Source organism: Streptomyces sp. NPDC053750 (assembly GCF_044544295.1).
Classification (GTDB): Bacteria; Actinomycetota; Actinomycetes; order Streptomycetales; family Streptomycetaceae; genus Streptomyces.
In genome coordinates, this window is record NZ_JBITXB010000030.1 from 20923 (window position 1) to 45480 (window position 24558).

23 protein-coding genes are annotated in these 24558 nt (G+C 74.0%); 17 read left to right on the plus strand and 6 right to left on the minus strand.

Features of this window, described 5'->3' with window-relative positions; translation table 11 throughout:
- Positions 1–44: 44 nt before the first annotated feature.
- The 3 genes from ACIGO6_RS38920 to ACIGO6_RS38930 all read right to left on the minus strand — a co-directional run bounded on the left by ACIGO6_RS38920 (position 45) and on the right by ACIGO6_RS38930 (position 1565).
- Positions 45–518, minus strand: a complete 474-nt coding sequence (locus tag ACIGO6_RS38920; RefSeq protein ID WP_399885074.1) for a hypothetical protein — start codon at positions 516–518, stop codon at positions 45–47.
- 61 nt (positions 519–579) lie between these two features.
- Positions 580–1302 carry a Tn3 family transposase gene (locus ACIGO6_RS38925; RefSeq protein ID WP_399885076.1) on the minus strand — a complete coding sequence of 241 codons (723 nt, stop codon included), beginning with the start codon at positions 1300–1302 and terminating at the stop codon, positions 580–582.
- Between the two features lie 5 nt (positions 1303–1307).
- The gene (locus ACIGO6_RS38930; protein ID WP_399885078.1) at positions 1308–1565 is read right to left on the minus strand and encodes a hypothetical protein; all 258 of its coding nucleotides are present in this window, start codon (positions 1563–1565) and stop codon (positions 1308–1310) included.
- Between the two features lie 432 nt (positions 1566–1997).
- Between ACIGO6_RS38930 and ACIGO6_RS38935 the strand changes: the two genes are divergently transcribed.
- Both ACIGO6_RS38935 and ACIGO6_RS38940 read left to right on the plus strand, forming a co-directional pair.
- Positions 1998–2513, plus strand: a complete 516-nt coding sequence (locus ACIGO6_RS38935) for a replication/maintenance protein RepL (RefSeq protein ID WP_399885080.1) — start codon at positions 1998–2000, stop codon at positions 2511–2513.
- Positions 2514–2515: 2 nt separating this feature from the next.
- Positions 2516–2980 carry a helix-turn-helix domain-containing protein gene (locus ACIGO6_RS38940; RefSeq protein WP_399885082.1) on the plus strand — a complete coding sequence of 155 codons (465 nt, stop codon included), beginning with the start codon at positions 2516–2518 and terminating at the stop codon, positions 2978–2980.
- Between the two features lie 319 nt (positions 2981–3299).
- Here ACIGO6_RS38940 and ACIGO6_RS38945 read toward each other — a convergent pair whose 3' ends face one another.
- Positions 3300–3749 carry a nuclear transport factor 2 family protein gene (locus ACIGO6_RS38945; protein WP_399885084.1) on the minus strand — a complete coding sequence of 150 codons (450 nt, stop codon included), beginning with the start codon at positions 3747–3749 and terminating at the stop codon, positions 3300–3302.
- A 195-nt stretch (positions 3750–3944) separates the two neighbouring features.
- Between ACIGO6_RS38945 and ACIGO6_RS38950 the strand changes: the two genes are divergently transcribed.
- The 10 genes from ACIGO6_RS38950 (at position 3945) to ACIGO6_RS38995 (ending at position 16013) form a co-directional block, all read left to right on the plus strand.
- On the plus strand, positions 3945–5543 hold the full coding sequence (locus ACIGO6_RS38950; protein WP_399885086.1) for a class I adenylate-forming enzyme family protein: 1599 nt from the start codon (positions 3945–3947) through the stop codon (positions 5541–5543).
- A 61-nt stretch (positions 5544–5604) separates the two neighbouring features.
- Positions 5605–5919, plus strand: coding sequence for an antibiotic biosynthesis monooxygenase family protein (locus ACIGO6_RS38955; RefSeq protein WP_399885088.1), 315 nt, complete (start codon positions 5605–5607; stop codon positions 5917–5919).
- The gene (locus tag ACIGO6_RS38960; RefSeq protein WP_399885090.1) at positions 5909–7666 is read left to right on the plus strand and encodes an FAD-dependent oxidoreductase; all 1758 of its coding nucleotides are present in this window, start codon (positions 5909–5911) and stop codon (positions 7664–7666) included. Before ACIGO6_RS38955 ends, ACIGO6_RS38960 begins: the two co-directional genes overlap by 11 nt.
- Positions 7663–8454, plus strand: a complete 792-nt coding sequence (gene fabG, locus ACIGO6_RS38965) for a 3-oxoacyl-ACP reductase FabG (protein WP_399885092.1) — start codon at positions 7663–7665, stop codon at positions 8452–8454. The genes ACIGO6_RS38960 and fabG overlap by 4 nt, the downstream gene beginning before the upstream one ends.
- Before the next feature lie 44 nt (positions 8455–8498).
- Positions 8499–9455: an aromatase/cyclase gene (locus ACIGO6_RS38970; RefSeq protein WP_399885094.1), complete on the plus strand. Its 957-nt coding sequence runs from the start codon at positions 8499–8501 to the stop codon at positions 9453–9455.
- A 12-nt stretch (positions 9456–9467) separates the two neighbouring features.
- The gene (locus ACIGO6_RS38975) at positions 9468–10028 is read left to right on the plus strand and encodes an acyltransferase domain-containing protein (RefSeq protein ID WP_399885096.1); all 561 of its coding nucleotides are present in this window, start codon (positions 9468–9470) and stop codon (positions 10026–10028) included.
- A gap of 245 nt (positions 10029–10273) precedes the next feature.
- Positions 10274–12037, plus strand: a complete 1764-nt coding sequence (locus ACIGO6_RS38980) for an acyl-CoA dehydrogenase (RefSeq protein WP_399885098.1) — start codon at positions 10274–10276, stop codon at positions 12035–12037.
- A gap of 58 nt (positions 12038–12095) precedes the next feature.
- Positions 12096–12941, plus strand: coding sequence for a 4'-phosphopantetheinyl transferase family protein (locus tag ACIGO6_RS38985; protein WP_399885100.1), 846 nt, complete (start codon positions 12096–12098; stop codon positions 12939–12941).
- A 74-nt stretch (positions 12942–13015) separates the two neighbouring features.
- Positions 13016–13783 (plus strand): response regulator transcription factor, encoded by a 768-nt coding sequence (locus tag ACIGO6_RS38990; RefSeq protein ID WP_399885102.1) that lies wholly within the window; start codon positions 13016–13018, stop codon positions 13781–13783.
- Positions 13784–13922: 139 nt separating this feature from the next.
- Complete coding sequence (locus ACIGO6_RS38995; RefSeq protein WP_399885104.1) at positions 13923–16013, plus strand: condensation domain-containing protein; 2091 nt, start codon at positions 13923–13925, stop codon at positions 16011–16013.
- Between the two features lie 31 nt (positions 16014–16044).
- Here ACIGO6_RS38995 and ACIGO6_RS39000 read toward each other — a convergent pair whose 3' ends face one another.
- Positions 16045–16695, minus strand: a complete 651-nt coding sequence (locus ACIGO6_RS39000) for a TetR/AcrR family transcriptional regulator (protein WP_399885106.1) — start codon at positions 16693–16695, stop codon at positions 16045–16047.
- Between the two features lie 105 nt (positions 16696–16800).
- Here ACIGO6_RS39000 and ACIGO6_RS39005 point away from each other — a divergent pair, with 105 nt between their 5' ends.
- Complete coding sequence (locus ACIGO6_RS39005; RefSeq protein WP_399885108.1) at positions 16801–17853, plus strand: aldo/keto reductase; 1053 nt, start codon at positions 16801–16803, stop codon at positions 17851–17853.
- A gap of 623 nt (positions 17854–18476) precedes the next feature.
- Positions 18477–19724, plus strand: a complete 1248-nt coding sequence (locus tag ACIGO6_RS39010) for a helix-turn-helix domain-containing protein (protein WP_399885110.1) — start codon at positions 18477–18479, stop codon at positions 19722–19724.
- Here the strand turns inward: ACIGO6_RS39010 and ACIGO6_RS39015 are convergent.
- The gene (locus ACIGO6_RS39015; RefSeq protein ID WP_399885112.1) at positions 19699–22317 is read right to left on the minus strand and encodes an AMP-binding protein; all 2619 of its coding nucleotides are present in this window, start codon (positions 22315–22317) and stop codon (positions 19699–19701) included. The genes ACIGO6_RS39010 and ACIGO6_RS39015 overlap by 26 nt on opposite strands.
- A 346-nt stretch (positions 22318–22663) precedes the next feature.
- Between ACIGO6_RS39015 and ACIGO6_RS39020 the strand changes: the two genes are divergently transcribed.
- The 3 genes from ACIGO6_RS39020 to ACIGO6_RS39030 all read left to right on the plus strand — a co-directional run.
- Positions 22664–23131: a phospholipase gene (locus ACIGO6_RS39020; protein ID WP_399885114.1), complete on the plus strand. Its 468-nt coding sequence runs from the start codon at positions 22664–22666 to the stop codon at positions 23129–23131.
- A 135-nt stretch (positions 23132–23266) separates the two neighbouring features.
- Complete coding sequence (locus ACIGO6_RS39025; protein WP_399885116.1) at positions 23267–24310, plus strand: hypothetical protein; 1044 nt, start codon at positions 23267–23269, stop codon at positions 24308–24310.
- Between the two features lie 70 nt (positions 24311–24380).
- Positions 24381–24558: methylmalonyl-CoA mutase family protein (locus tag ACIGO6_RS39030; protein ID WP_399885118.1), on the plus strand; the 178-nt coding region annotated here is incomplete at its 3' end.

Genomic DNA, 24558 nt, shown 5'->3' on the forward strand with positions numbered 1-24558 from the left:
CCGTACCTGGAGCGCCTGTCGCCGTCTCGGCGGACGAACACTTCTCATAGACCGCGTGCCGGGCGGAGCAGCCCTGTGCGGAACAGGTCGGAGGCGGCGGCTTCAATTTCGGTGCGGGCCGCGGACGGGAAGACCGACCGCCGATGGGTGTTCGCGACCACCGCCTGGTCCAGGCTGCCGTGGGCCGAGACCGAGTGGAAGATCTCCAAGTCCTCCCTGCCGAACAGCAGGAACCCTTCCTCGGTCCGCGTGTCCTCGATGGCCAGCCAGTGGGCCTGCCACCCCCACTGCACGTACGAGGGGATGGCCAGGCGGTCCGGCAGCTCTGCGAGGTGGTCGACCGCGTCGGCCGGATGGTCTCTGTGCCAGTAGATCAGGGCCCAGGGCCCCTGGTGCAGGCGCTTGTCCAAGGCCTGGGCCCAGTGGCAGTCCGGGCACTGGACGACGGGCTGCCCGTCGAACCTCCGGTCGTAATCCGCGGCTGGACGGTGCGGCGCGGCGGTTCGGTACGCGTTCATCGGGCCTCTGCGACGGTCGGGGCGGGGTGCACCGGGGTGCGGGGACGGGGCAACTCGGCAGTCAGCGCGAGGTCGAGCCGCTTGTCCATGTCGAGCCGGAAGGTACCGTACGGGTTGATGTTCGACCAGAACAGCGCGGTGAGGCCGCGCCGGTCATCGGCGGTGAGCTTCTTCGCGCACTTCGGTTCGGCCAGGATCTGCTGAAGCAGCAGGGTGTGACGTGCACGAGGCTGGACTGGAGCAGGTGCAGGGCGAGCATGGAGGTCTCGGCGTGCTCTCTGTCCGGGCCGGTGAGGGCGCCGTCCTTGCCGTAGTGGAGGACGGTGTTCGCGCTGTTCCAGTTCTCCACGACCTGGAGCCCGCCGTGGATCTCGCGGCGCAGGCCGGGGCTGGCCAGGTAGTCGCAGGCGAAGACCGTACGAACTGCGCGGCCGAGTTCTTCGAGGGCGGCGTAGGTGGGGTGCTTGGGGCCGCCGCGGGTGAAGCGCCGCAGCACTTGCTCCGCCTCCGTCCTCCCCAGGCGGAGCGCGGTGGCGTACTTGACCATCTGGTCGTACTGCTGCTCGATCAGCTCCCAGCGGATCGGCCGGGTCAGCGAGGCGCCGAGCGCCGGCCAGCCGGGCAGGGTGTCGTCCGGGCGGTACAGGCGGATGCTGCCGATGTTCTTCAGTCTCGGCAGCAGTCGGAAGTTCAGCAGCTCGGTGCCCAGGGCCGTGAACCTGAACTCGACAGCATCGCCCTGGTGCGCTCGCCGGACGAACTGGTCGTTCTGGTCGGTCCGCACGCGGACTACCTGGAGCCGGTCGTCCGCCGCTTTTCCGGATGCGGCTGAGTTCGGACGCCGGCGAGGAAGTCGCGTCCCCGTTCGTCGAGTTCGGCCACGCACCGCAGGCCTCGGGCCCGGAACCGTGCGAGGTCGCTGCGCATGCGGGAGACCGCCTTGCGGGTGCGGACGGCGCGGACGCCGTCCATGTGGTCGGTGGCCCGGTGCCAGGTGGTGCACGCCTGCTCGATGCTGCCGCGCTTGAGCCCTGGCTGCCCGACCACTTCTAGCAGGTGTCAGCGGCGTATATGGACCTCAGCCACAGAAAGCCCGCCACGATGCGCCCGAGGTCGACAACGGCGGCGCGCGTGTGCCTCCAGCAGCCACGGGCGACATCAGCCACGCCTCTTACTGCTCAACGGCCCCGACTGCTGGCCGTACTGCCGTGGGCAACCCGGCACCTGCTTCTTTAAAGATAGCGGCAGGGCTCTGACCTGCGTAAACGTAAGCGATCCATTCCCCCTGGGCGAATAGATCGTTACGTGGGCGGGGGCGATGTATTCCGCCTAGCGGCATACATCGTGCCAGTCAAGAGCATCGCCGCGACACACGAATAGAACTCTGCAAAAGTTGCGTCCTGTGCTAATTTTCGTGGGCCCAGGACGGAGGAGGGAGCAGGTCAAGTGCCTACACCTGCAAGGCGCTCAGTAGCGGCAGTGCCGCCGCTGGAAGCCCGGCAGCGTCTTGCCCCCGTACCGCCACCAGCATCGTCGAACGACGTGCTGCGCGACATGGTCAAGGCGCTCGACAAGGTCGCCGCCAACGGCGGGGTCATCAGCTCGGACCCTCCAAAGAAGGCCTACCAGTTCGCGAGCGGGCAGCACATCAGCCTCGACGCGGACATCCAGGCGAGCCTCTGGCGGTTCGGCCTGACCCCCATGGCCCGTGACTTGCTGAACCACATGGCCACCCAGCACGACGAGAAGGGCGAGCTGCACGCCACGCAGAAGGAGCTCGCGACGTACTTCGGATGCTCGCAGCCGAAGGTGAGCAAAGCCCTGACCCAACTCGATAAATTGCATTTTGCCTGGAAAGTCCGCCGGGGAGTGCTGCAGGTGAACCCGACATACGCTTACCGGTGGGGTAGCAGGAAGCAACGTGCCCTCATCGCACAACTCGGAGGGAAGTTCCTCCGGGAGCGCACCATCGTGATTCCAGAGGCCGGGAGGTAGTTGTGAGCACCGCGCTTGTCCGCAACCCCGACATGTTCGAGAGGCTGCCCGACGCCGGCCTGGGCAAGACGGCCCGGGAGGTCTTCGACATCCTGCAGGCCCGCCAGGAGCCGGCCGGCCTCGTCCGCATCACTCAGAAGCAGATCGCGGGGCGTCTGGGCATCACCGTGCCGTCGGTCTCCCGCGCCATAGGGCAACTCAAGGACCGCGGGCTTGTCCACCCGCGGACCGTGCACGGCAAGGTGCAGCTTCACCCGCTGTTCGCGGCGTACGAGTCGATGGCGCACATGGTGAACCACCTCAAGGACGAGAGCACCCACCTGTGGCCACTGACCTTCCCCGGCAAGATGGTGCCGCTCCCGTCCGGGCACGACCCGCGCGAGGGCACGTCCTTCGACCCGGACCCGGACGACGGCGAGCCGGCACCGCTGCCCGAGGTGAAGACACCGCTGCGCATCGCAAGCTGACCCGCGGCGAGGCCCCGGCTCCCACCACGTCGCCCGCACCGGACCCGACGGTGGGAGACGGCGAGATCGGCTTGCCGACGTCCAAGCCGAGCGCAACCCTGGAGGCCAGGCCCTGCGAGCCGGGCTACCGGTACACGCCCACGAGCAAGAGCAAGGACTTCCACAAGGGCGTCGGCGCCGAACAGGCCAACTACAACGGCACCTCGCGCACCGCGAAGTCCACTTTCACCTCCGAGGTGCAGGGTGACGTCCGCCATCAGCGCCTGGCGCACCGCCCGACTCCGGAACTCGCCCAAGCCCTGCCGGGCGGCGGCGGGCGTCAGGCCAGGTCGTCCCGGGTCACCCGGCGCCGCGCCACCCGCAGTTCGCCGTCCACCCGGACCAGCAGGTCCTCGCAGACGCACACCCGGTGCACCCGGGAGGTACCGCCGACCGTCGAGGCGTACACCGTCGTGTACGAGCGGACGTCCAGCGAGCCGTCGGAACGCTCCACCACGTCGATCATGCCCATGACGTGGCGGTGCTGCTCGCCCGCCTCGGCCAGCCGCGCGTGCGCCCCTTCCACCGCCGCCGCCAGAGCGGACCGTCCGCGCACCGGGGCGGGCAGTGTCGGTACGTCGAACACGGCGTCCTCGGTGAACGTGGCCGCCCACGAGTCGGCCTTGCCCAGGTCGAGCTGCTGCATCTGACGGGCGTAGAACCACTGCACCTCGGCGTACCGCAGCAGGCCGGACGGGGACGACAGGGAGTACTCGGTCGACTCGGACATGGACGGCTCCGCTTCTGTGGGCTCGGCAAGAAACCGGCGGGTCCAGGGCGCGGCGGCACCCGCCGCCCACGGTGTCCTCGACCCGTCACCGGCAGTTTCTGCGGCCCGGATCGAGCACTCTTCGAAGCCTCCTCAAGCCGTCGCCCGCACGCTGAGACCTCCACTCCCGCCCGACCGGAGCCAGGAGGCCGACCCGTGACGATCCTCACCTATCCGGAGATTGCGCTGGACGGACTGCTGCGCCGGGCGGCGCACCGCGACCCGCACGGCACCGCGGTCACCACCGAACGCGGCTCGCTGACGTTCGCCGAGCTGGACCGGGAGGCCGACCGGATCGCGCACCGGCTCACCGCCACCCTCGGCGCCCGGGGCGCGGTCGTGGGCGTGGCCAACGTGCTGGACCCCGTCTTCCCCGCCGCCTACTACGGCACCGCGCGCGCCGGGCATACCGTCGCCCTGATCAACCCGCTGCTCGGCGAGGCCGCCCTGCGGCACGTGTGCGCCACCGCCGGCATCGAGGTGGTCTTCGTCCCGTCCGCCACCGCGGAACTGCTCACCAAGCTCGCCGAGACGCTGCCCCGGCTGCACACGGTCGTGGTGACCGACGCCGCCGACGGGGTCGTCCCCGGCGCATCGGTACCACTGACCGCGGCCCTGGCGGCGGTGCCCGAGGCGCCGTACGAGGCACCCCCGGCGGACCCCGACGCCGTGGTCTGCGTGCAGTTCACCACCGGCACCACCGGCCGGTCCAAGGGCGTGCGGCTCACCCACCGCAACCTCGTCGCCAACGCCGCCCAGATCGCCCTGGCCCACCGGCTCGACGGCGACTCGGTCACCCTCAACCACCTGCCGCTCTACCACACCATGCACCTGAACTCGGCCGTCCTCGCCGGGGCCGCGCAGGTGCTGTGCCGGGACCCCGACCCCGTCGCCTCGCTGGCCGTCGCGGCCCGAGCCGGCGCCACCCACTACTACGGTCTGCCCGCCCGGCTGCACCGGCTCGCCGCCGACGACCGGCTCGTCCGGCCCACCGAGGGCGTTCCGGCCGGCCCGCGGCTGACCGCGGTGCTGTCCGGCGGCACCGCCCTGGCGCCCGCCGCCGCCCGCCGGCTGCGCGAGGCGCTGCGCGTTCCCGTCATCCAGGGCTACGGGCTGGCCGAACTGTCCCCGCTCGCCCACAACCAGCTCCCGGACGCCGAACCGGCGGCGGGCGCGGTCGGGCCGCCGGTGCCCGGTACCGAGTGCCGCGTCGTCTCCCTGGGCGGCCGCGAACCCGTCGACGTCTGGTCCACCGGGGAGGTCCAGATCCGCGGCCCCCAGGTGATGGCCGGCTACCTGGACGACTCCGAGCCCTCTCCCGTCGACGCCGACGGCTGGCTGTCGACGGGCGACGTCGGCTACCTCGGTGCCGACGGCGGCCTCCACCTCGTCGACCGGCTCGGCGACGTCTTCAAGTACGACAACGAACTCGTCTCGCCCTCCCACGTCGAGCGGATCCTCGCCGAGGACCCGCGCGTGGCCGAGTGCGTCGTCGCCGACTGGCCCGACCCCGTCCACGGCGCCGTCGTCTGGGCGGGCGTCGTCCTGCGCGAGGTGCCCGACGGCCCCGCCGACACCCTGCTCGACCTGCTGGACTCCGTCGGCGAACGGGCCAACGCCCGCCTGGGGCACGCCGACCGGATCCGGCGCCTGGAGGCCCTCGACGCCGTCCCCCGCAACGCCGGCGGCAAGCCCGCGCGCCGGGAGGTGCGGGCGCGGCTGCGCGCCGACGCCGCCGCGGAACAGGCCGCCTGACCCTCCCCGTCCGCATCCGCATCCGCATCCCTGCACCCGTACACCCGAGGAGACGACCACCGTGGTGACCTTCGTCAACAAGCTGACCGTGCACGGCGACATCGACCGCTTCCTGGAGATCAAGGAGCGCCTCACCGCCTACATGAGCGACCAGCCCGGCCACCTGAGCAACCAGACCCTGCGGCATCTCGCCGACCCCCGGGTCTTCCTGGAGTACGCCGTCTGGGAGAACGCCGACTCCCACGGCCGGGCCGTGCGCAGCGCCGAGTTCCAGGCCCTCGTCAAGGAACTCGGCCCGCTCGCCTCGGCCGAGCCCGGCCTGTACGAGACCGTCGGGCTGAACGAGACCGTCCGGGAGACCGCCGGTGCCCGCTGAGACGCGGGCCGAGGTCCTGGTCGCCGGCGCCGGACCGGTCGGGCTGACCGCCGCGCACGAACTGGCCCGCCGGGGACTGCGGGTCCGGCTCGTCGACGCGGCGAGCGGCCCGGCCCGCACCAGCCGGGCGGTGGCCGTCCACCCGCGGACGCTGGAGACCTTCGACCAGATGGGCATGGTGGAGGCCGTACTGCGGCAGGGGCGCGCCAACCGCGCGTTCACCATGTTCGCGTCCGGCCGGCGCCTGGTGCGCCTGGAGGCCGACTACGCGAGCATGCCCACCCGGTACCCGTACACCGTCGTCGTCGAGCAGACCGCCACCGAGCACGCGCTGCGCGAGGCCGTCGCCGCGCTCGGCGTGACGCCCGAGTGGGGGACACGGGTCACCGGCTTCGACCAGGACGCGGACACGGTCCGGGTGCGGCTGACCAGGGCCGACGGCAGCGAGGAGATCTGCACGGCCGACTGGCTCGTCGGCTGCGACGGCGGACACAGCACCGTGCGCAAGCAGCTCGGCCTGCCGCTGCTCGGCGAGAGCCGGGACACCTGGATGCTGGCCGACGCCCCCGTCCGCACCGCCCTGCCGCCGGACAGCATCTACTGGGTCCACACCGGCACGCAGGCGCTGATGATGGTCCCCTACGCCCGCGAGGGCCACTGGCGGCTGCTCGACACCGCGCCGGGCGACCGCACCGCACAACAGGCGCCGGAACGTTTCTCCAGGAAGCTGAGCGCCGGCCTCGGCACCGCCGTCACGGTCGGCGAACCCGAGTGGACCTCCGTCTTCACCTTCCAGCAGCGCATGGTGCCCCGCATGCACGAAGGCCGCGTCTTCGTCGCGGGCGACGCCGCCCACGTCCACAGCCCCGCCTCCGGGCAGGGCATGAACACCGGCATCCAGGAGGCGTACAACCTCGCCTGGAAACTCGCGGACGTGGCCCGCGGCCACGCCGGACGGCCCCTGCTGCGGTCGTACGACGCGGAGCGGGTGCCGATCGGCCGGGCGCTGCTCGGCTCGACCCGTACCGCCACCTTCCTGGTCCAGTTCAAGAACCTGATGGCCGCCGCGGCACTGCCCGTCGTCTTCACCGTCGTACGCAACGTGCCGCCGCTGCGGCGGGCCATCCAGCGCAAGGTGCTCGGCGGCATGTCCGGGCTGCGCATCGGCTACCGCGACTCCCCGCTCACCCGCCCCGCGGACGCCGGCCCCGGCGCCCGGCGGCCCGCCCGGCGGCCCGCCCGGGGACCCGTGCCCGGTGACCGCGTCAGTGCGGCCGCCGCCCGCCGGCCCGGCGCACCCGGGCCCGACGCGCTGGCCGGGGAACTGCGCGACGTCCGCTGGACCCTGCTGCACGCGACCTGCGCCCGGCACCGCGACGGCGCCCCCGACGCCGTGTCCGCCCGGGCCGCTGCCGACGCGGCCGGCCGTCACGGCGCCTGGCTGTCCGTACGCACCCTCGACGGCCGGCCCGGCACGGACCCCGGGCCGCTGCCGGACCCGGACGGGGCACTGCGCGACGCGCTGGGCCTGCCGGAGGGCGGCTGGCTGCTGATCCGCCCCGACGGCTACCTCGCCGCCCGCGGGCACCGGCTGACGGACGCCGCGCTGGCGCGGACCCTGACCGCGCTCGACCTGGGCACCCGCACCGGCGACGGTCCAGCGCTCCTCGAGGAACCCTCGTGCACCCCTCCAGCCGTCTCGGACACGGTGTTGAGCACCAGCGCCGCAGGGGAGGCAGACCGATGACCACAGCGAACCCGCCCAGGCCCGTGGCCCTCGTCACCGGGGGCACGAGCGGCATCGGACTGGCCGTGGCCCGCGAACTCGGGCAGCGCGGCCACCGCGTCTTCCTGTGCGCACGCACCGAGCAGAACGTGAAGCAGACGGTCGAGGACCTGCGCGCGGAGGGCCTGGAGGTGGCCGGAACGGCCGCCGACGTCCGCTCCGCCGAGTCCGTGGCCGCCCTGGTGCGCGCCGCCGTCGCGGAGTTCGGCCCGATCAGCGTCCTGGTCAACAACGCCGGCCGCAGCGGCGGCGGCCCGACCGCGTCGATCAGCGACGAGCTGTGGCACGACGTGATCGACACCAACCTCAACAGCGTCTTCCTGCTCACCCGCGAGGTTCTGGGCCACGGCGGCATCACCGGCGTCGCACACGGCCGGATCATCAACATCGCCTCCACCGCGGGCAAGCAGGGCGTCGTGCTCGGCGCCCCGTACTCCGCCTCCAAGCACGCCGTGGTCGGCTTCACGAAGGCCGTCGGCAAGGAGCTGGCCCCGGCCGGCATCACCGTCAACGCCGTCTGTCCCGGCTATGTCGAGACCCCGATGGCCGAGCGGGTCCGGCAGGGCTACGCGAATGCCCTGGGCACCACCACCGAGCAGGTCCAGGAGCAGTTCGAGGCGAAGATCCCCCTCGGCCGCTACTCGACGCCCGAGGAGGTGGCGGGCCTGGTCGGCCACCTGACCAGCCCGCAGGCCGCGTCCATCACCGCGCAGGCGATCAACGTCTGCGGCGGACTGGGCAACTACTGAGCCGCACCACGAGCGGACCGCGCAGAGAGAGGGTGTCGCAAGACATGACCACCGAGCGAGTGCACACGACAGCGCACCACGTGGACGTCGCCGCCCCCGCGGGCGTGGTCTACGGCCTGATCGCCGACGCCGCGAGCTGGCCCTGGTACTTCCCGCCCAACATCCACGTCGAGCAGCTCGAGTTCGACGGCAGGACCGAACGGCTGCGGATGTGGGCCACCGCCAACGGGCAGGTCAGGTCCTGGACGTCGAGCCGTCGGCTGTCCCCGTCGGAGCGCCGCATCACCTTCCGCCAGGACCTGCCGGCCGCCCCGGTGAAGAGCATGCTGGGCACCTGGGCCGTCGACGCCGTCGACACCGGCAACTCCCGGCTGACGCTGCTGCACGACTTCACCGTCGAGGGCGACGACCCGGACGGCGTGGCCTGGGTCGAACGGGCCGTCGACACCAACAGCCGCAGCGAACTGGAGCACCTGCGCCGGATCGCCGAGAGCTGGAGCCGCCTGGACGAACTGGTCCTCACCTTCGAGGACTCGGTGCGCGTCAAGGGCGGCGCCGAACTGGTCTACGACTTCCTGTACCGGGTGGCCGACTGGCCCGAACGCGTCCCGCACGTGGCCCGGCTCGACATCACCGAGGACGAGCCCGGCGTCCAGGTGATGTCCATGGACACGACGACCGCGGACGGCTCCACCCACACCACCGAGTCCGTACGGGTGTGCTTCCCGCACGCCGGCCGCATCGTCTACAAGCAGACGGTCACGCCCGCCCTGATGACGGCCCACACCGGCGAGTGGTCCGTCGTCCCGGACGAGACGGGGGTGACGGTCACCTCCCAGCACAGCGTCGTGCTGCGCGAGGACGCCGTCGAGACCGTCCTCGGCCCGGGCGCGACCGTCTCCGACGCCCGCCGCTACGTCCGCGAGGCACTCGGCCGCAACAGCCTGGCCACGCTGGAACTGGCCAAGCGGCACGCCGAGACCTCGGTCCGCATGCTCTGAGGGGTGACGCCCGTGTCCCTTCGACCAGGACGATCCGAACGGACGGCCGCGCTGTTCCCCGCGTGGCACGGGCGGCCGCTCACGCTGAGCCGGGCGCTGTACGGGACGTTCCCGGCCTTCCGGACGGCGTTCGACGACGTGTGCGCCGTACTGGAGGGGACGCTCGCCCTGCCGCTCGCCGTCGTGGTGTTCGCCCCGGAGGACGGCGTGGACGCCCGGCTGCTGGCACGGGCGGAGTACGGCCAGAGCGCCCTGTTCGCCTACGAGGTGTCCCTGTACCGGCTGTGGCAGGACAGGGGCGTACGCGTGGCGGCCGTGGCCGGTGACGGGGTCGGCGCGATCGCGGCGGCGCACGTGGCCGGCGGACTGCCGCTGCGGGTCGCGGCGGCGCGCAGCACCGCGCCACTGGAGCACGCACCGCCGCAGGCCGCCGCCCATCTGCTCGCCGCAGGCCACACCACCCTCCTGGAATGCGGCCCGGCCACCCACCACCCCGCCACGGTCGGCGACACCCAAACCCTCCTGTCCACCCTCCCCCACTCCGCCCCCGCCCCCCTACCCACCCGGGCCTGACCCGGCTGCCGCGTCGGCTTGACTTGGCCGCTGCACCGGCCCGACCGGGCGGCGGCCGTCCCCGGCCCGGCAGCCCCCCGCCGCGGACTCCAGCGGGCCGCGAGTGGTCGTCAGCCGCTTCCCGAGTCGTCGTTGATGGCCTGGGTGCACGGCCCCGGGCCACGGGCGGGCCGCCGCCGCGTCGGTGCCGCACACCGCGGGAGCGGTGGCCGGCGTCCACGACGAAGGAGTTGATCCACGCCACCATGGCCACCACAGCCGAGATCTTCGCGGACCGCACCGGCCGGGTGCGCACCCCCGGCTCCGAGGAGACCGCGGCACTCGACCGCGCCACACGGCTGGACACGTCGCTGGGCGACCCCCACGACCCGGCCAACCCGCACGGACTGACCGCCCTGTTCGCCGCCGACGAGCGGCGCGAGGTACCCGCCGAAACCGAGCGCCTGCTCGCCGAGTCCGGCCTCGCCGCCGAGCTCGTACCCGCCGAGTACGGTGGCCGCCTCACCCGCGCCGACCTGCTGGCCAAGGCACTGCGCCCGGTCTTCCGCCGGGACGTCGCCCTCGGCTTCGGCTTCGGCATCACCTCCCTGTTCGCCACCTCCGCCGTCTGGGCGGCCGGCACCGAACGCCAGCGGCACGACACCGCCGCCCTCCTCCTCGGCCAGGGCCGCGCCGCGATCGTCCACCACGAACTCGCGCACGCCAACGCCATCCTGCGCGACGAGTTCACCGCCCGCCGGACCGCCGGCGGCCGGCTGCTCGGCGGACGCAAGGACGTCATCATCAACGCGGCCCGCGCCGGCGCCTACGTCGTCTACGCCCGCACCGACCCCGCCCGCACCCCGCGCAGCCACTCCGTCCTGCTCCTGGACCGGGAGCAGGTGGCCCGCGGAGCGCGCCACCTGCCCCGCGTGGAGACCTCCGGCATGCGCGGCTGCCAGTTCTCCGGGCTGGAGTTCACCGACTGCCCCGTCCCGGACGACGCCCTGGTCGGCCGGCCCGGCGAGGGCGTCGCGCTGGCCCTGCGCACCTACCAGGTCAACCGCTGCCTGATCGCCGGCACCGTCGTCGCCGCCGCCGACACCGTGCTGCACTCGGCCGTACGCGCCGCCACGGCGGGCCGCTCCCGCCCCGTCGCCGCACGCCGTCGGGGACCGCTCACCGGAGTCTTCGCCGACCTGCTGGCCTGCGACAGCATGGCCACCGTCGCGCTGCGCGCGCTCAGCCTGCTGCCGGACCGCACCCACGTCCTGGCCGCTGCCGTCAAGTACGTGGTGCCCGACCTGCTCCGCGAGAACCTGGAGGAACTCACCACCGTGCTCGGCGCGCGCGGCTACGACCGCGCCGGCTCGCACTACGGCGCCCTGGACAAGCTCGTGCGCGACCTGCCCGTCGCCGGACTCGGCCACGCCGGGACCGCCGCCTGCCACGCCGTGATCGTCCCGCAGCTGCGCGCTCTGGCCGAACGGGCCTGGTTCCAGGAGGAGGAACCGCCGCCCGAGCTGTTCCGCGCCGGCGCCGACCTGCCCGCACTCGACTACCGGCTGCTGTCCATCGCCGGCGGTGGCGACTTCCTCGCCGCCTCCCTCGTCGGCTCCGCCGCCCGGCTCGCCGAGGTGCGCGGCGTAGGCGGCCAGATGGCGGCGCTCGCCGACCTCGCCGAGGGCTTCGTCACCGAACTGCGCGCCCTGCGCGAGGCCTGCCGGACCCTGCCCCCGCTCACCCCCGGCACCCGGCCCGACCCGGCGGTGTGCGTGCTGAGCGACCGCTACGCCCTCGTCCTGGCCGCCGCGGCGGTGCTCGGCGTGTGGGAGGGCCAGGACGGCTCCGACCCGTTCCTCGCCGCCCCCGCCTGGGCGGTGCTCGCCCTGACCCGGATCGGCGACCGGATCGGCCTGCCGGTCCCCGACCTCCCCGAGGGCTGCGCCGACATGGTCCTCCAGGAGCTGGTACGCCGCTTCCGCGCCGGCCGCAGCTGCCTCCTGGACGGCACGGTGCAGGCCCATTGACGTTCCGATCCCACCGCCCACGACACGAACGCCCACGACACGAACGGAGGGCAGGGCGATGACCGAGAACGACGCGCGCATCACACCGCCCATGCACGTCACCGGCCCCCGCGGCCCCTGGGAGCCGGTCCGGGAGGGCATGGCCCTGCGCGGCAACGCCACCGTCTGCACCACCTGGGGCGAATGGCTCCCCGTCCTCGTCGGCGACCGGCGCCTGCGCGCCCTGCTCGGCCGGGACTGGCAGCGCTACCGGCGTACCCCCGACCCGGTCGTCCGCTTCCGCTTCGCCGCCTCCCGGATCGCCCTCAAGTACACCGCGGCGGCGGCCCTCGGACTGCGCCCGGCCGACATCGAGCTGGCGTACCGCATCGGCGGCCGGCCCTACCTGCGCGGCTTCGACCAGATCGACGTCAGCCTCACCCACACCGACGAACTGATCGCGGTGGGCATCGGCCGCCTCGGCCGGATCGGCGTCGACACCGAACCCGCCGGCCGCAGGATGTCGTTCGACCTCCTCCAGGACCATGTGTGCACCTCGGCGGAGAAGGAGGAGCTGGCCACCCTGCCCGAGGAGGAGCAGAGCGCGGCGATGCTGCGGCTGTGGACCCTCAAGGAGGCCTACACCAAGGCCATCGGCCAGGGACTGCGGCTCGGCTTCACCGAGTTCGGCTTCAAGACCGGCAGCCCCGCGCTCCTCGCCCCCGACGGCAGCCCCGCCGAGCGCGGCGAATGGGCCTTCGGGACCTACCCGGTGCTCGGCCGCTACCTCGTCAGCGTCGCCTGCCACGACTGCGGACTCGACCCCTCGCGCGACACCCGCGCGGCCACCATGCTCGACGACGGATTCCTCGGCGCGGTCGCCGAACTCGTCGCGTGGGACACAGAACCGCTCGCGGACCGGTAGAAGTCCGCCGGAGAAAGCCGGGAGGCCGCCCGCCCGCCGCTACGGTGGCCGCTGTCGAGGGTGAGGAGGCAGCCATGGACGAGGGGCACGCCACCGTACACATGCTGCCGACGGCCCCGTGGCCGCCCAGGGGCCGGCCGGACGAACCGGCCCCGGGCGGCCCGGCCGCCGGTACCTCTCCCGTACGGGTCCACGTCCTGGGCGCCGACCCGCTCGCCCGGCTCGGCATCCGTGCCCTGCTCGACGGCCGCCCCGGCATCCGCGTCACCGGCGACAGCGCCCCGGACGCGGACACGGCGGCGGTGGCCCTGCGCACCCACCGGCCGCACGTGCTCGTCGTCCACGGCCCGCCGCCCGCCCGCCAGACCGCGGCCCTCGCCCGCCTCGCCGGCACGAAAGCCCGCGTCCTCACCATGGGCGGAACCACCCCCGACACCATGGACGGAACCGCCCCGCACACCCTGGGCCGGACCACCCCCGACGCGCCGGCCCCCGCCCACGGACACCTGCCCGCCACCGCCACCGCCGGCCAGGTGGTGTCCGCCGTCGTCCTCGCCGCGGCCGGCTACACCCTGGTGCACGACACGGCCCGCGGACCGCACCGCACGGCCCCCGCGTCCCAGGTCTCCGCGGTGGGGCCCGACCAGCTCACCGACCGGGAGTGCGAGGTGCTCGAACTGCTCGCCCGGGGCCTGTCCAACGGTGAGATCGCCGCCTCGCTCTCCCTGTCCGAGCACACGGTCAAGACCCATGTGAGGAACCTGCTGCACAAACTGCGCCTGCCCAACCGGGTCCACGCCGCCATCTACGCGTTCGAAGCGGGGCTGCGCCGGCCCTGCTGACCGGGCTCCGGCAGCACCGCGTCAGCGCGGTGTCAGCGGCGCGTGGCGTCCCGATCGATGATCGGACGATCCGTGCCGACGCGGAGACGACTCGTGTCAGCGCCCAGGCGTGTCAGCGCACAGGAGAGGAGGGGAACCGATGCCGACCGACCGCAGCCCGGAACCGGCCATGACCGTGGTCCTCGACCCCGGACACCACGCCCAGGAGTCCGGACCCGTCCTCGACATGCGGGGGCGGCTCGATCCGGCCCTCTTCCAGGCCGCCCTCGACCGGGTCGCCACCGACCACCCCGTACCGCACACCGGAGAACTCCGGCTGCGCCGCCACGGCCCCGACCACCACACCCTCGAACTGCCCGCCCCCCACGGCGCCCCCGCACCGTACCCGGCCGGCCTCCTCGCCGACCTGATCACCGGTTTCCCGGCGGTGACGCAGCGGACCGGCGGCACCCCCGGACGGCCGCCACGTCCGCACGGCGCGCTGCCGCAGACGTTCGCCGTGACCCACCGGCAGCGCGAACTCCTCGCCGAGGCCGCCGCCGGTGGCCCCGACCACCAGGTCGAACAGCTCGTCTGGCGCTGGCACGGTCCCCTGGACACCGCCCGCTTCACCGAGGCATGGCAGTCCGTCTTCGACCGCGAGACCGTGCTGCGGTCCGCCTTCGCCTGGGACCCGCACCCCAGGGCCGTCCTCTTCGAGAGCTGCGACCCGCAGGTCGCGCACCACGTCCAGGGCACCTACGCGAGCCGCGAGGAACTCATGGCGGCCGAACGCGAGCGCGGCTTCGACCTGCGCCGCCCGGGCCTGCTGCGTGTCGCCCTCCTGGACGGGCCGCCCGGCCGCGACACCCACGAGGAGCCGCTCACCGACGTGCTGCTCACCTACCACCGGGTCCTGCTCGACGGCTGGAGCGTGCGCGTACTGCTGCGCGAGTTCTACCGCGCCTACCTCGCGGGCGGCGTCCTGCCCGGCGGGGAACGCCGCCCCGACCTGCGCGACTACGTCCGCTGGCTGGACCGTCAGGACCCCGCCCCGGCCCGCGAGTTCTGGCGGCGGACCGCCGGGGGAGCACCGGCCGCGCTGCCGCGCACGGCGGGCGCGGGCACCAGCCGGGACGGCACGGGACGCAACCGCATCCGCCTGTCGAGGGCCGAGACGACCAGGCTGGCCCACTGGGCGGCCCGCTGGGGCGTCACCGAGAGCGGCGTCCTGCACGCGGTGTGGGCGATGCTCCTGTACCGGGCGTCCGTCGCCTCCGGCGCCCCCGCCGACATCGGCTTCGGCGTGTCCTACTCGGGGCGCGGACTGCTGCTGGACGACATCGAACGCACCCCGGGGCCGTTCGCCGGCCCCCTGCCGATGAGCGTCGAGGTCGACCCCGCCGGCACGGTGCCGGACCTGCTGCGCACCCTGCGGGACCGGACCCTGGAGACGGCCGCGTACGAATGGGTGCCGCCCGGCCTCGTCCGGGAATGGCTCGGACAGGACGCCGATCCCACTGCCCCCGAAACCCTGCTGTCGTTCGAGCACACCCCACGCCGCGACGACCGCCTCGCCGGAGCGCTCGCGGCCCACGGCGTGCACGTCGACCAGCCCGTACCGGCCCCGGCCCGGACCGCGGCCGCCCTCACCGTCGTCGCCCACCACGACGGCCAGGGAGGGCTGGCGCTGACCTCCGTCCACGACCGCGCGCGCCTGCCGGACGACACGGTACGGGCCGTACTGTCCCAGGCCGCCCGGCTGCTGCGCAGGCTGCCGTACACGGTGCGCGAGTCGACCACCGTCGCCGAGGTGCTCGGCTCACTGCCCGACGAGGAGGTGCTGCGCCTGTACGACCGCCCTGCCCGCACGGCCCCCGCCGCGTGGCTGCCGCTGCGCCCGGCGGCCCGGCCCGGAGCGGCCACCGTCTGTCTGATCGCCGCTCCCGGCGCTCCCGACGGGTGGTACCGCGGGCTCCTGCGGTGCTACGACGGCCCCGAGGCCCTGGCCGTACTGCGTGCCGGCGCGGACCCGACCCCGGGGGAGACCGCCGCACTCGCCTCCCTCGCCCCTGCCCCGGGCCGCCTGGTACTCGGCGGCTTCTCCGGCGCGGGCGCCATCGCCTACGCCCTCGCCCGCCGCCTGGCGGAATCGGGCCGCACCCCACCCCCCGTGGTCCTGTCCGCCGCCGAAGACCACAACGGCCCCCAAACCCTGGCCACCGCCCTCCACCGAGCCGCAACCATGTGACTCTGCGATACCGAGGTCTCCGTGGCCGTGGTCATCGGCGGGCCGGCGACGCTCCGGACCCGCCCTGTCGGTCCCGCAGGTACGCTCCCGCCCGCGCTGCGGCCACTGCGGCCTCGGCGGCCTGGTCCGCGGCGGCTTCGTCGAGGTGGTCGCCCGTGGTCAGCAGGCGGTAGTAGAGGGGGGCGGAGACAGCACGGATCACCTCGTGGACATCGGTGCCCTCGGGCACCTCGCCCCGGTCGATGGCCTGTTGGACGCAGGGTGCCCACTCCTTGACGCGGATGTCGTAGAAGCGGTGCAGGGCCTCGGCCGTCTTCGCCTCGCAGGTGGCGGCGGCGATCACTGCCTTGAAGAGCGCTCCTTGCCGCTGGTCGGCCAGGGTGCGCTGCACGAGCCGGGCGTTGGCCTTGAGATCACCGAGCAGCGAGCCGGTCTCGGTACGCGGCAGTGACTGCTCGGCCATGTCCAGCAGCACATCGGCCACCAGGCCGGTCACCGTTCCCCAGCGGCGGTACACGGTGGTCTTGCCCACCTCCGCACGGCGTGCGATGTCGGCGAGGTCCAGGTGGGCAAAGCCCTGCTCTGCCAAGGCGTCCCCAGCCGCCTGCAGCACCGACGCCCGCACCCGCGCCGTGCGCCCACCGGGACGGACGGTCCCCGGATCCGCACCCTCAAAACTCATAACGGGACTCCAGTTCCATTAATCGCTCACGCCTGCTACGTTGAGGCACACGCTAACGGAACTGCAGAACCGTTAGCCAGATCGGGTGACGAGAGAGGAACAGTCATGGAGTACAGGCGGCTGGGCGCATCCGGCCTCAAGGTCCCCGCACTGAGCTTCGGCGCCGGCACCTTCGGCGGCCGAGGGCCGCTGTTCGGTGCCTGGGGCAGCACCGATGCGCAAGAAGCCCGCCGGCTCGTGGACATCTGCCTCGACGCCGGGATCACGATGTTCGACACCGCCGACGTCTATTCCGGCGGGGCCTCCGAGGAGGTGCTGGGCCAAGCGATCAAAGGCCGCAGGGACCAGGTGATCGTGTCCACCAAGGCCGGCCTGCCGATGGGTGACGGCCCGGGCGATGCGGGAACCTCCCGTTCCCGCCTGATCACCGCATGTGAGGACGCCCTGCGCCGGCTCGGCACCGACTACATCGACCTGTTCCAGCTGCACGCCTTCGACGCCGGCGTACCCGTCGAGGAAGTCCTGTCCACACTCGACGATCTCGTACGAGCAGGGAAGGTCCGCTACCTCGGCATCTCCAACTTCTCCGGCTGGCAGGCGATGAAGTCCCTCGCGAGCGCGGAGAGACACGGCCACCCGCGCTATGTCGCACACCAGGTCTACTACTCACTCATCGGCCGCGACTACGAATGGGAGCTGATGCCCCTCGGGCTCGACCAGGGCCTCGGAGCCCTCGTCTGGAGCCCGCTCGGCTGGGGACGGCTCACCGGCAAGATCCGCCGCGGCCGGCCGCTACCGGCCAACAGCCGACTGCACCAGACCGCGGACTACGGCCCGCCGGTCGAGGACGAACACCTCTACCGCGTGGTCGACGCCCTCGACGAGATCGCGCAGGAGACCGGCAAGAGCATTCCGCAGATCGCCCTCAACTGGCTGCTGCAGCGACCGACCGTCTCCTCCGTCATCATCGGTGCCCGCGACGAGAACCAGCTTCGCCAGAACCTCGGCGCCGTCGGCTGGACGCTCACGCCCGACCAGATGGCGAAACTCGATGCGGCGAGCGGCAGGACGGCGCCCTACCCGTACTTCCCATACCAGCGCCAGGAAGGCTTCGCCCGCCTCAACCCGTCGGTCGTCGCACCCCCGCCTGCTCCATGACACCGGCGTCGACCGACTGAGGCGTACGGCCGCGTGCCGGGCGCGGCCCCGGCCCGAGCCGCGCCCGGCACGCCACCGTGCCGCTGAGCGGTCACAGGCCCACAGGCACCGCCCCGACGCTCCGCCGTCCTCCGCGCGCTCCGTGCCCACGCCCCCGGCGCATCGCCGACCACGCCGCCCATACGGCCGACGCCGCGCCCACCGGCGACACGCCGCAGGCGACGCCCGTCAGCAGAACCGTTTCGCTCATGAGCGGCCCGAGCCGCTCCTCGCCTGCCTCGCCCGCCGAGCTCACCGTACTCACCGCGCTCACCGCTTCGGCCAGCCGATGTCGTCGTCGGAGAACGGGCAACGAACCGAATGCACCATGGGTGCCTCCCTGTCGATGAGGGACAACGGCCGAGGCAGCCGCCCCGCCACTCGACAGCGTCCACGGCCGCGGCGGACATCCGCTCGAGAACCGCATGAGAACCGCTCCGGGACGACGCGAGGGACGCCTCCGCTCCGCCTGGAACCCGCCGCACCCGCCGGGGCAAGGGTTTGCCCGCCCCTTGCCACGTGCCTAGCCTCGGTGGCGCTCGCCCACGGTCCGCCCGCCCCCGCTCACCCAGGGACAGGTCACCATGCTCCAGCAGCCCTCCTTCGGCCGTCACCTGCGCCAACTGCGAACAGCCCGCGGCCTGTCCCAGTCCGAACTGGCCGGGGACGGCATGTCCACCGGATACCTCTCCCGGCTGGAGACGGGCGCCCGCCGACCCACCGAACGCGCCGTGACCCACCTCGCCCGGCGGCTCGGCGTGACACCCGCCGACTTCACCGGATCCGCGGCCGGTTCACTGGCCGACGCCCTGACCCTCGCCGCCTCCACGGGCGCCGACGACGCCGTCGAGGCCGTACGCCGGGCCCTGGCCGACGACGCCGGCGCCGACCCGGCCCTGCGCTGGCAGGCACGATGGCTGCTGGCCCGCGCCTGCCGGCTCGCGGGCGACCACGCCGGCGAACGCGACCACCTCGTCGAGCTCGTCGTGCTCGGCGACGAGACCGGGCTCGTCGCCCTGCGCGTACGCGGACTCACCCGCCTCGCCCGCTGTCTGCGCTCCCTGGGCGAGATCGTCCCGGCCGTCCGGACCGCCGCCACCGCCCACGACCTCGCCCACGACCTCGACGTGGCGGACCGCGCCACCGCCCTGCTCGCCCTGGTGTCGGCCGAGACCGAGGCGGGCCGGCTGCCCGAGGCCGACGCGCACGCCACCGAACTGACCGGCCTCGTCGAGGGCCGCACCGACACCCTGTGGGCCGAGGCGCTGTGGACCGCCGCCGCCGTCCGCGTCCGCCAGGGCGACCACGAAGGGGCGTGGAGCATCCTCGAGGACACGCTGGAGCGGTTCTCCGGCGGCGAGGACCTGGTGCTGTGGGCGCGCCTGCGGCTGGCCGCGGGCCGGCTGCACCTGCAGCGCACCCCGCCGCGCACCACCGAGGCCGCACGCTGCGCGACCGCCGCCGCGTCGGCCCTCGCCTTCGTCGGCACCCCGGCGCTGCGCCGGCAACTCACGGCGCTGGAGGCGGAGACAGCCTTCCACGACGGCCGCCACGACCACGCCCGCGCCCTGCTCGGGGAACTCGCGGGCACCGAGGACCGGATGACCTACCGCGACCGGGCCAGGCTGCACGTCCTGCGCAACCGCCTGCTGGTCCTCGCCGGAGACGAGACGGGCCTGCAGGGTCTGCGCACCCTGGCGCGGCAGGCTCGCGCCGACGGCAGCCTCGACCTCGCGGCGGAGGTCCGGGGCATCGTCGCAGCCCTCGGCGACGCCGACCGCCGGGCCCCGGCCCCGCCGCCCCCGGTCACTCCGCCCGCGACCCGGCGTTGAGGCGGTCGACGCACAGGTCGTACGCATCCGCCGCATGCGTCGCGCGCCACCCGGACGGCACGGCGACCGCCGCCGGCCACAGGGCGTCGTGCCCCCGGCCGTCGGAGACGACGACGAAGGTCCCGGTGGCGTCCGTGTACGGGTCGCCCTCCCACGGCTCGTCCAGGACCCGCAGCTGCCCGCCCGCCTCCAGCCGTGCCGAACGCCCGGTCCGCCACATGCGGACGGCCCCCGAGGCACCGCCGAACGGGTCGGGCACGAAACGCTCCCCGGTCGCCCCGGGCAGCCCCGCGTACCCGCGGGCCACGCCCACACCGCCGACGTACAGGGCGCCGGTGGCCCCGGGGGCGACGGGCCGCATCGCCGCGTCAAGGACGTACACGCGACAACCGCGCGCGGGCCGGGTCCGGGCACCGGGCCCGTGTTCGACGACCAGCCGGCCCTCCACGGTGCCGCCGCTCTTGGCCAGCGCGAGCCCCTCGGCGCGGGCGAGCGCGACGAGCTCCCGGTCCGCGCCACCGCCCAGTACCGACCGGGCGTCCTGCTCCCGCATCCAGCGCAGTACGGCGTCCGCGCCCCGCGAGCGCAGTGCCGGTTCCGGCACGACCACCGGTGTGCCGGACACCAGGGCGCCGAGCAGGCCGAGCGTGGCGTCCGCGTCCGGGTAGCCGACGACCAGCCAGGCCGCCGCGCCCCGTCCGCCGGACGCGGGCGCGGTGACGGCCTCGGCGACCACGGGCTCCGCACCCACGACGACGACACCGTCCCCGCTGGTCCCCAGCACCACGGGATCCTCGGCGGACAGGGGCCGCACCCGGTCGCGGTCCCGCACCGGCCACCTGCCGCCCGCCGTCAGCCGGTCGGCCGCCGGAGTCCGGACCAGCCGCACCGCCCCGGCCACCGCGGGCAGTACCCGGTCGGCGGCCTCGTCCAGCAGCAGCACCAGCGGACGCACCCCTTCGGGCACACCCCCCGCCGGATCGAGCGGCAGGCAGGCGGCACCGGCCTTGGCGACGGCCAGCGCGGCCACCGCGAACCCGGCCGGCGACGCGACGGCCGTGGCGACCACGGACCCCGGGCCCGCCCCGTGCTCGACCAGGACGTGCGCCAGCAGATCGGAACGGGCGTCGAGTTCGGCCCGGTCGGCACCGGCCAGCGCGGGCCGGCCCGGATCCCGCCCCACTCGCTCGGCGAACAGCCCCGCGACGGTCGCCCGCGGCAGCCGCAGCGCCTCCCCGGCCCAACCACCATCCCCCGCCCCGGCCGCGACGCCCGCAAGGCCCGGCAGCAGGCCGCCGATCCGACCGGCGGCATCGTCGAGAGCCGACTCCAGGACGGACACCAACTGCCCCGTCAGCGACGCCGCCACCGCTTCCCCCACCTCATCGGTCGCGAACACGGCCGTCACGTCGATGCCCGCGGGCGCCCCCGCCGCGTCCTGCCGCTCGACCAGCGTCCACGCCAACCCGGCGCGCGGGCACGGCAGCCGGGCCGGCTCCGGCCGTACGGACAGCCCTGCCCCTTCGTACACACCCTCCGCCTGCTGGACCACCGTCAGGGCGACCCCTCCCGGCTGTGCCAGCGGCGCCTGCCCGTCCCGGTACGCCGACAGGCAGGCGGCACGCACCCGCTCCAGCAACTCCGCGAACTCCGGGTCGCCCGAGGTGTCCACCGTCAGCGCCAGAACCCGGCCGTACGGGCCGACCGCCCGCCGCAGCGCCCCGCTGTCCCGCGCCGGCACCGGCGCCGCCACCGTGATGCGCGCACCCGCGCCGAGCCCCGCCAGGAGAGCCGCCAGCGCCGCGTGCACCACCATGAACAGGGTGACCCCGTGCCCCGCCGCGAGCCGGGTCAGCCGCGCATGCAGCGAAGCGCCGATACGCGCCTCGACCTCACCGCGGGGTCCCTCGCCCGCCCCCTCGCCGGCCCCCGGCAGCGGCGTCGGCGCCGTCTCGCCCCACCGGGCCCGCGGCACCTCGCCGTGCGCCGCGGCCGGCGGGCGGATCGAACCGCCCTTGACCCGAACGCCGTAGGCCAGCGCGAGATCGGCCGCCAACGGAAGCTGCGACCACTGGTCGACGTCGGCGGCCGGCACGGACAGCTCCAGCAGGTGCTCCTGCGGTGACAGCTCCACCAGACGTGTGCCCGCCGTGCCCAGCAGGGAGTTGCGCAGCGCCTCGTGCCGCCGGCCCAGGTCCGCCAGCGCCTCCTGAAGCGCCCCGCGGTCCAGCCGGCCGCGCAACCGCAGCGGCAGCACCGCGCTGTCCGTCCCGGACCCCACCGGCCCGGTCGCCGCCGCCGGCCGGTCCCCGAGCAGGCGGGCGAACCGCACCGGCGTCGGAGCCTCGTACAGGGCGCGGCAGTCCGGCGCCGTACCGAAGATCTGCCGTACGCGGGACAGCAGCCGGGCCGCGGCCAGCGAATGACCGCCCAGCCGGAAGAAGTCCGCGTCGGCGTCGACCACCCGCCGCGGCACACCCAGCACCTCCGCGAACAGATCACGCACGATCTCCTGCACGGGCGTGCCCGGTTGCGTACGGATCGCCCCGGGCCGGGCGAGAACCTGCTGCTCGATGAGGTCGGAGAGGGACACGGGCAGGCTCCTTCGACGACGGCTCCACGCCTGGCACAGCGTTGCCAAGACCTTGGCAACCGGAGCCCGCGACTCACTCGCACCCCGCTGGAGCCCGAGGCCACGCCCCCGGCACCCCACAACCACCCACCCCACACCCTCCGCACCGCACACCCCACAACCACCCACCCCAAACACCACACGCCCCCGCGAAGCCGCCACTCCCGGCCCGCCGGCACCCCCACACCCCCCGATCACGGCGCCCACGACCCCAGACCCGGCGCCGGACACCTCCGGCCGCACCCCGCCCCGGTCAAGGCTGAGGACGCCCTCAGAACCGACCCGACCACCCCCTCAGGAGGAACACGTGCGCCGTCGACTCACCGCCGCTGCCGTGACGTCCGCCGCCCTCGCCCTGTGCGCCGCGGCCACCCCGTCCGCGTCGGCCGCCCCGGCCGACAAGGCCCAGGTGCTCGCGAGCTGGACGCAGACCAGCGCGAGCAGCTACAACGCCTGGACCGCGGCGCGCGCCAACCAGGGCGCGTGGAGCGCCTACGGCTTCAACTGGAGCACCGACTACTGTTCGACGTCCCCCGACAACCCCTTCGGCTTCCCGTTCCAGACGTCCTGCGCACGCCACGACTTCGGCTACCGCAACTACAAGGCGGCCGGCACCTTCGCCGCCAACAAGGCCCGCCTGGACAACGCCTTCTACGCCGACCTGAAGAGAGTCTGCGCCGCCTACAGCGGCGTGAAGCGCACCTCCTGTGACGCGACCGCCTGGACCTACTACCAGGCCGTCGACAAGCTGGGCAGCTCCCCGGCGGCAGGCTGACGCACTCCTGGAGGGGGCGCCGGCCCGCGACACCACCGCCGAGCCCCCTCCGGTTGCCGTCCAGGCGCCTGACAACCACTCAAGACACGCCTGAGAGACCCGGTCCGCCGTCCGTCTCTCCGGTTCACTGAACCGATGGAGCCCACCTCGACGACTCCGGCCCTCACGGTGCAACAGTCCGACGGCCCCACGAACGGCCCCCGCCGTCCGCGCTCCCCCCGCACCCAGCGCCGCGACACCCAGCGCAGCGACCGGACCCCACCGCCCGGCACGCCACCCCACTGGCACACCGGGCACCCCACCCTCGGGCCCGGCGACGCCCGCGCGGCCGAGCGCTTCCTACGAGCCACCGCACCCACCCCCACCACCTGCCCGGCCCTGCTGCACGCGGCCCGCGTCCTCCTGCACACCGGCCACCCCCGCCGGACCGCCACCTGGTGCGCGAAACTCCACCAGCGCGCCCGGACACCCGACTGGGCCACCGCGTTCCGTGCCCTGCGCTCCGAGGCCCTGCTCCACCTCGGCGACCTCACCGCCGCCGAACACGAGGCGGCCGAGGCCCAGCACGCCACCGCCCCCCGGCCCACCACGCTGCTCCTGTGGCCCACCGCCGTACGAGCACAAGCCCTCATCGCCCAAGGGCGGTACGAGGAAGCCGCCGCACACCTCGGCCCACCCGCCCCCGCGCCCGCATGGCCCGCCGCGCCCTGGCTGCGCGCCCACGGCCGTCTCGACCTGGCCGCACACCGCCACCAGGAAGCGCTCGACACCTTCCGGGCCACCGGCAGCCTGGCCCTCCGGCACGGCGCCGGCCGACTGCCGCACCTGCCCTGGCGCGCCGACATGGCCGAGACACTGCTCCGCTGCGGCCGCACCGACCAGGCCCGGGCCCTGCTCACCGAGGAACTCGCCCTGCCCGCCATCGGCCCCCGGCACCGGGGCACCGCGCTGCGCCTGCTCGCGGCCACCGACGATTCCGACCGCCGTCCGGGCACCCTCGCCCGCGCCATCGGCGAACTGCGCGACTGCGAGGACCGCGTCGAACTCGCCCGGGCCATGGCCGACCTCGCCCACGCCCTCGACACCCTCGGCGAGGCCTCCGCCACCGGGTTCCTCCGTCGCGCCACCGACCTGGCGGCCGACTGCGGCCTGTCGTCCGCCGCGCTAGCCGCGCCATAGCCGACGGTCCCAGGGTGGAGGCCCACACCGCACGCGCGGACGGGCCACGCCTTCCGGGAGCCAGTATCCGATGGAAAACCGCAGAACATCCCAGTCCGGACTGCCCATCGAACCGGTCTACGGTCCCGAGGCCCAGGAGGGCTGGGATCCGGTGGAGAAGCTGGGTGAGCCGGGGAAGTACCCGTTCACGCGGGGTGTGTATCCGTCGATGTACACGGGGCGGCCGTGGACGATGCGTCAGTACGCGG

What these genes read in the sequence shown, in the direction of transcription:
- ACIGO6_RS38980 (WP_399885098.1), top strand. Translation starts at nt 10,274, where the DNA reads ATGGCCACCACAGCCGAGATCTTCGCGGACCGCACCGGCCGGGTGCGC.
- ACIGO6_RS38945 (WP_399885084.1), bottom strand. Translation starts at nt 3,749, where the DNA reads ATGTCCGAGTCGACCGAGTACTCCCTGTCGTCCCCGTCCGGCCTGCTG.
- ACIGO6_RS38970 (WP_399885094.1), top strand. Translation starts at nt 8,499, where the DNA reads ATGACCACCGAGCGAGTGCACACGACAGCGCACCACGTGGACGTCGCC.
- ACIGO6_RS38920 (WP_399885074.1), bottom strand. Translation starts at nt 518, where the DNA reads ATGAACGCGTACCGAACCGCCGCGCCGCACCGTCCAGCCGCGGATTAC.
- ACIGO6_RS38995 (WP_399885104.1), top strand. Translation starts at nt 13,923, where the DNA reads ATGCCGACCGACCGCAGCCCGGAACCGGCCATGACCGTGGTCCTCGAC.
- ACIGO6_RS39010 (WP_399885110.1), top strand. Translation starts at nt 18,477, where the DNA reads ATGCTCCAGCAGCCCTCCTTCGGCCGTCACCTGCGCCAACTGCGAACA.
- ACIGO6_RS39025 (WP_399885116.1), top strand. Translation starts at nt 23,267, where the DNA reads ATGGAGCCCACCTCGACGACTCCGGCCCTCACGGTGCAACAGTCCGAC.
- ACIGO6_RS39005 (WP_399885108.1), top strand. Translation starts at nt 16,801, where the DNA reads ATGGAGTACAGGCGGCTGGGCGCATCCGGCCTCAAGGTCCCCGCACTG.
- ACIGO6_RS38990 (WP_399885102.1), top strand. Translation starts at nt 13,016, where the DNA reads ATGGACGAGGGGCACGCCACCGTACACATGCTGCCGACGGCCCCGTGG.
- fabG (WP_399885092.1), top strand. Translation starts at nt 7,663, where the DNA reads ATGACCACAGCGAACCCGCCCAGGCCCGTGGCCCTCGTCACCGGGGGC.
- ACIGO6_RS39000 (WP_399885106.1), bottom strand. Translation starts at nt 16,695, where the DNA reads ATGAGTTTTGAGGGTGCGGATCCGGGGACCGTCCGTCCCGGTGGGCGC.
- ACIGO6_RS38985 (WP_399885100.1), top strand. Translation starts at nt 12,096, where the DNA reads ATGACCGAGAACGACGCGCGCATCACACCGCCCATGCACGTCACCGGC.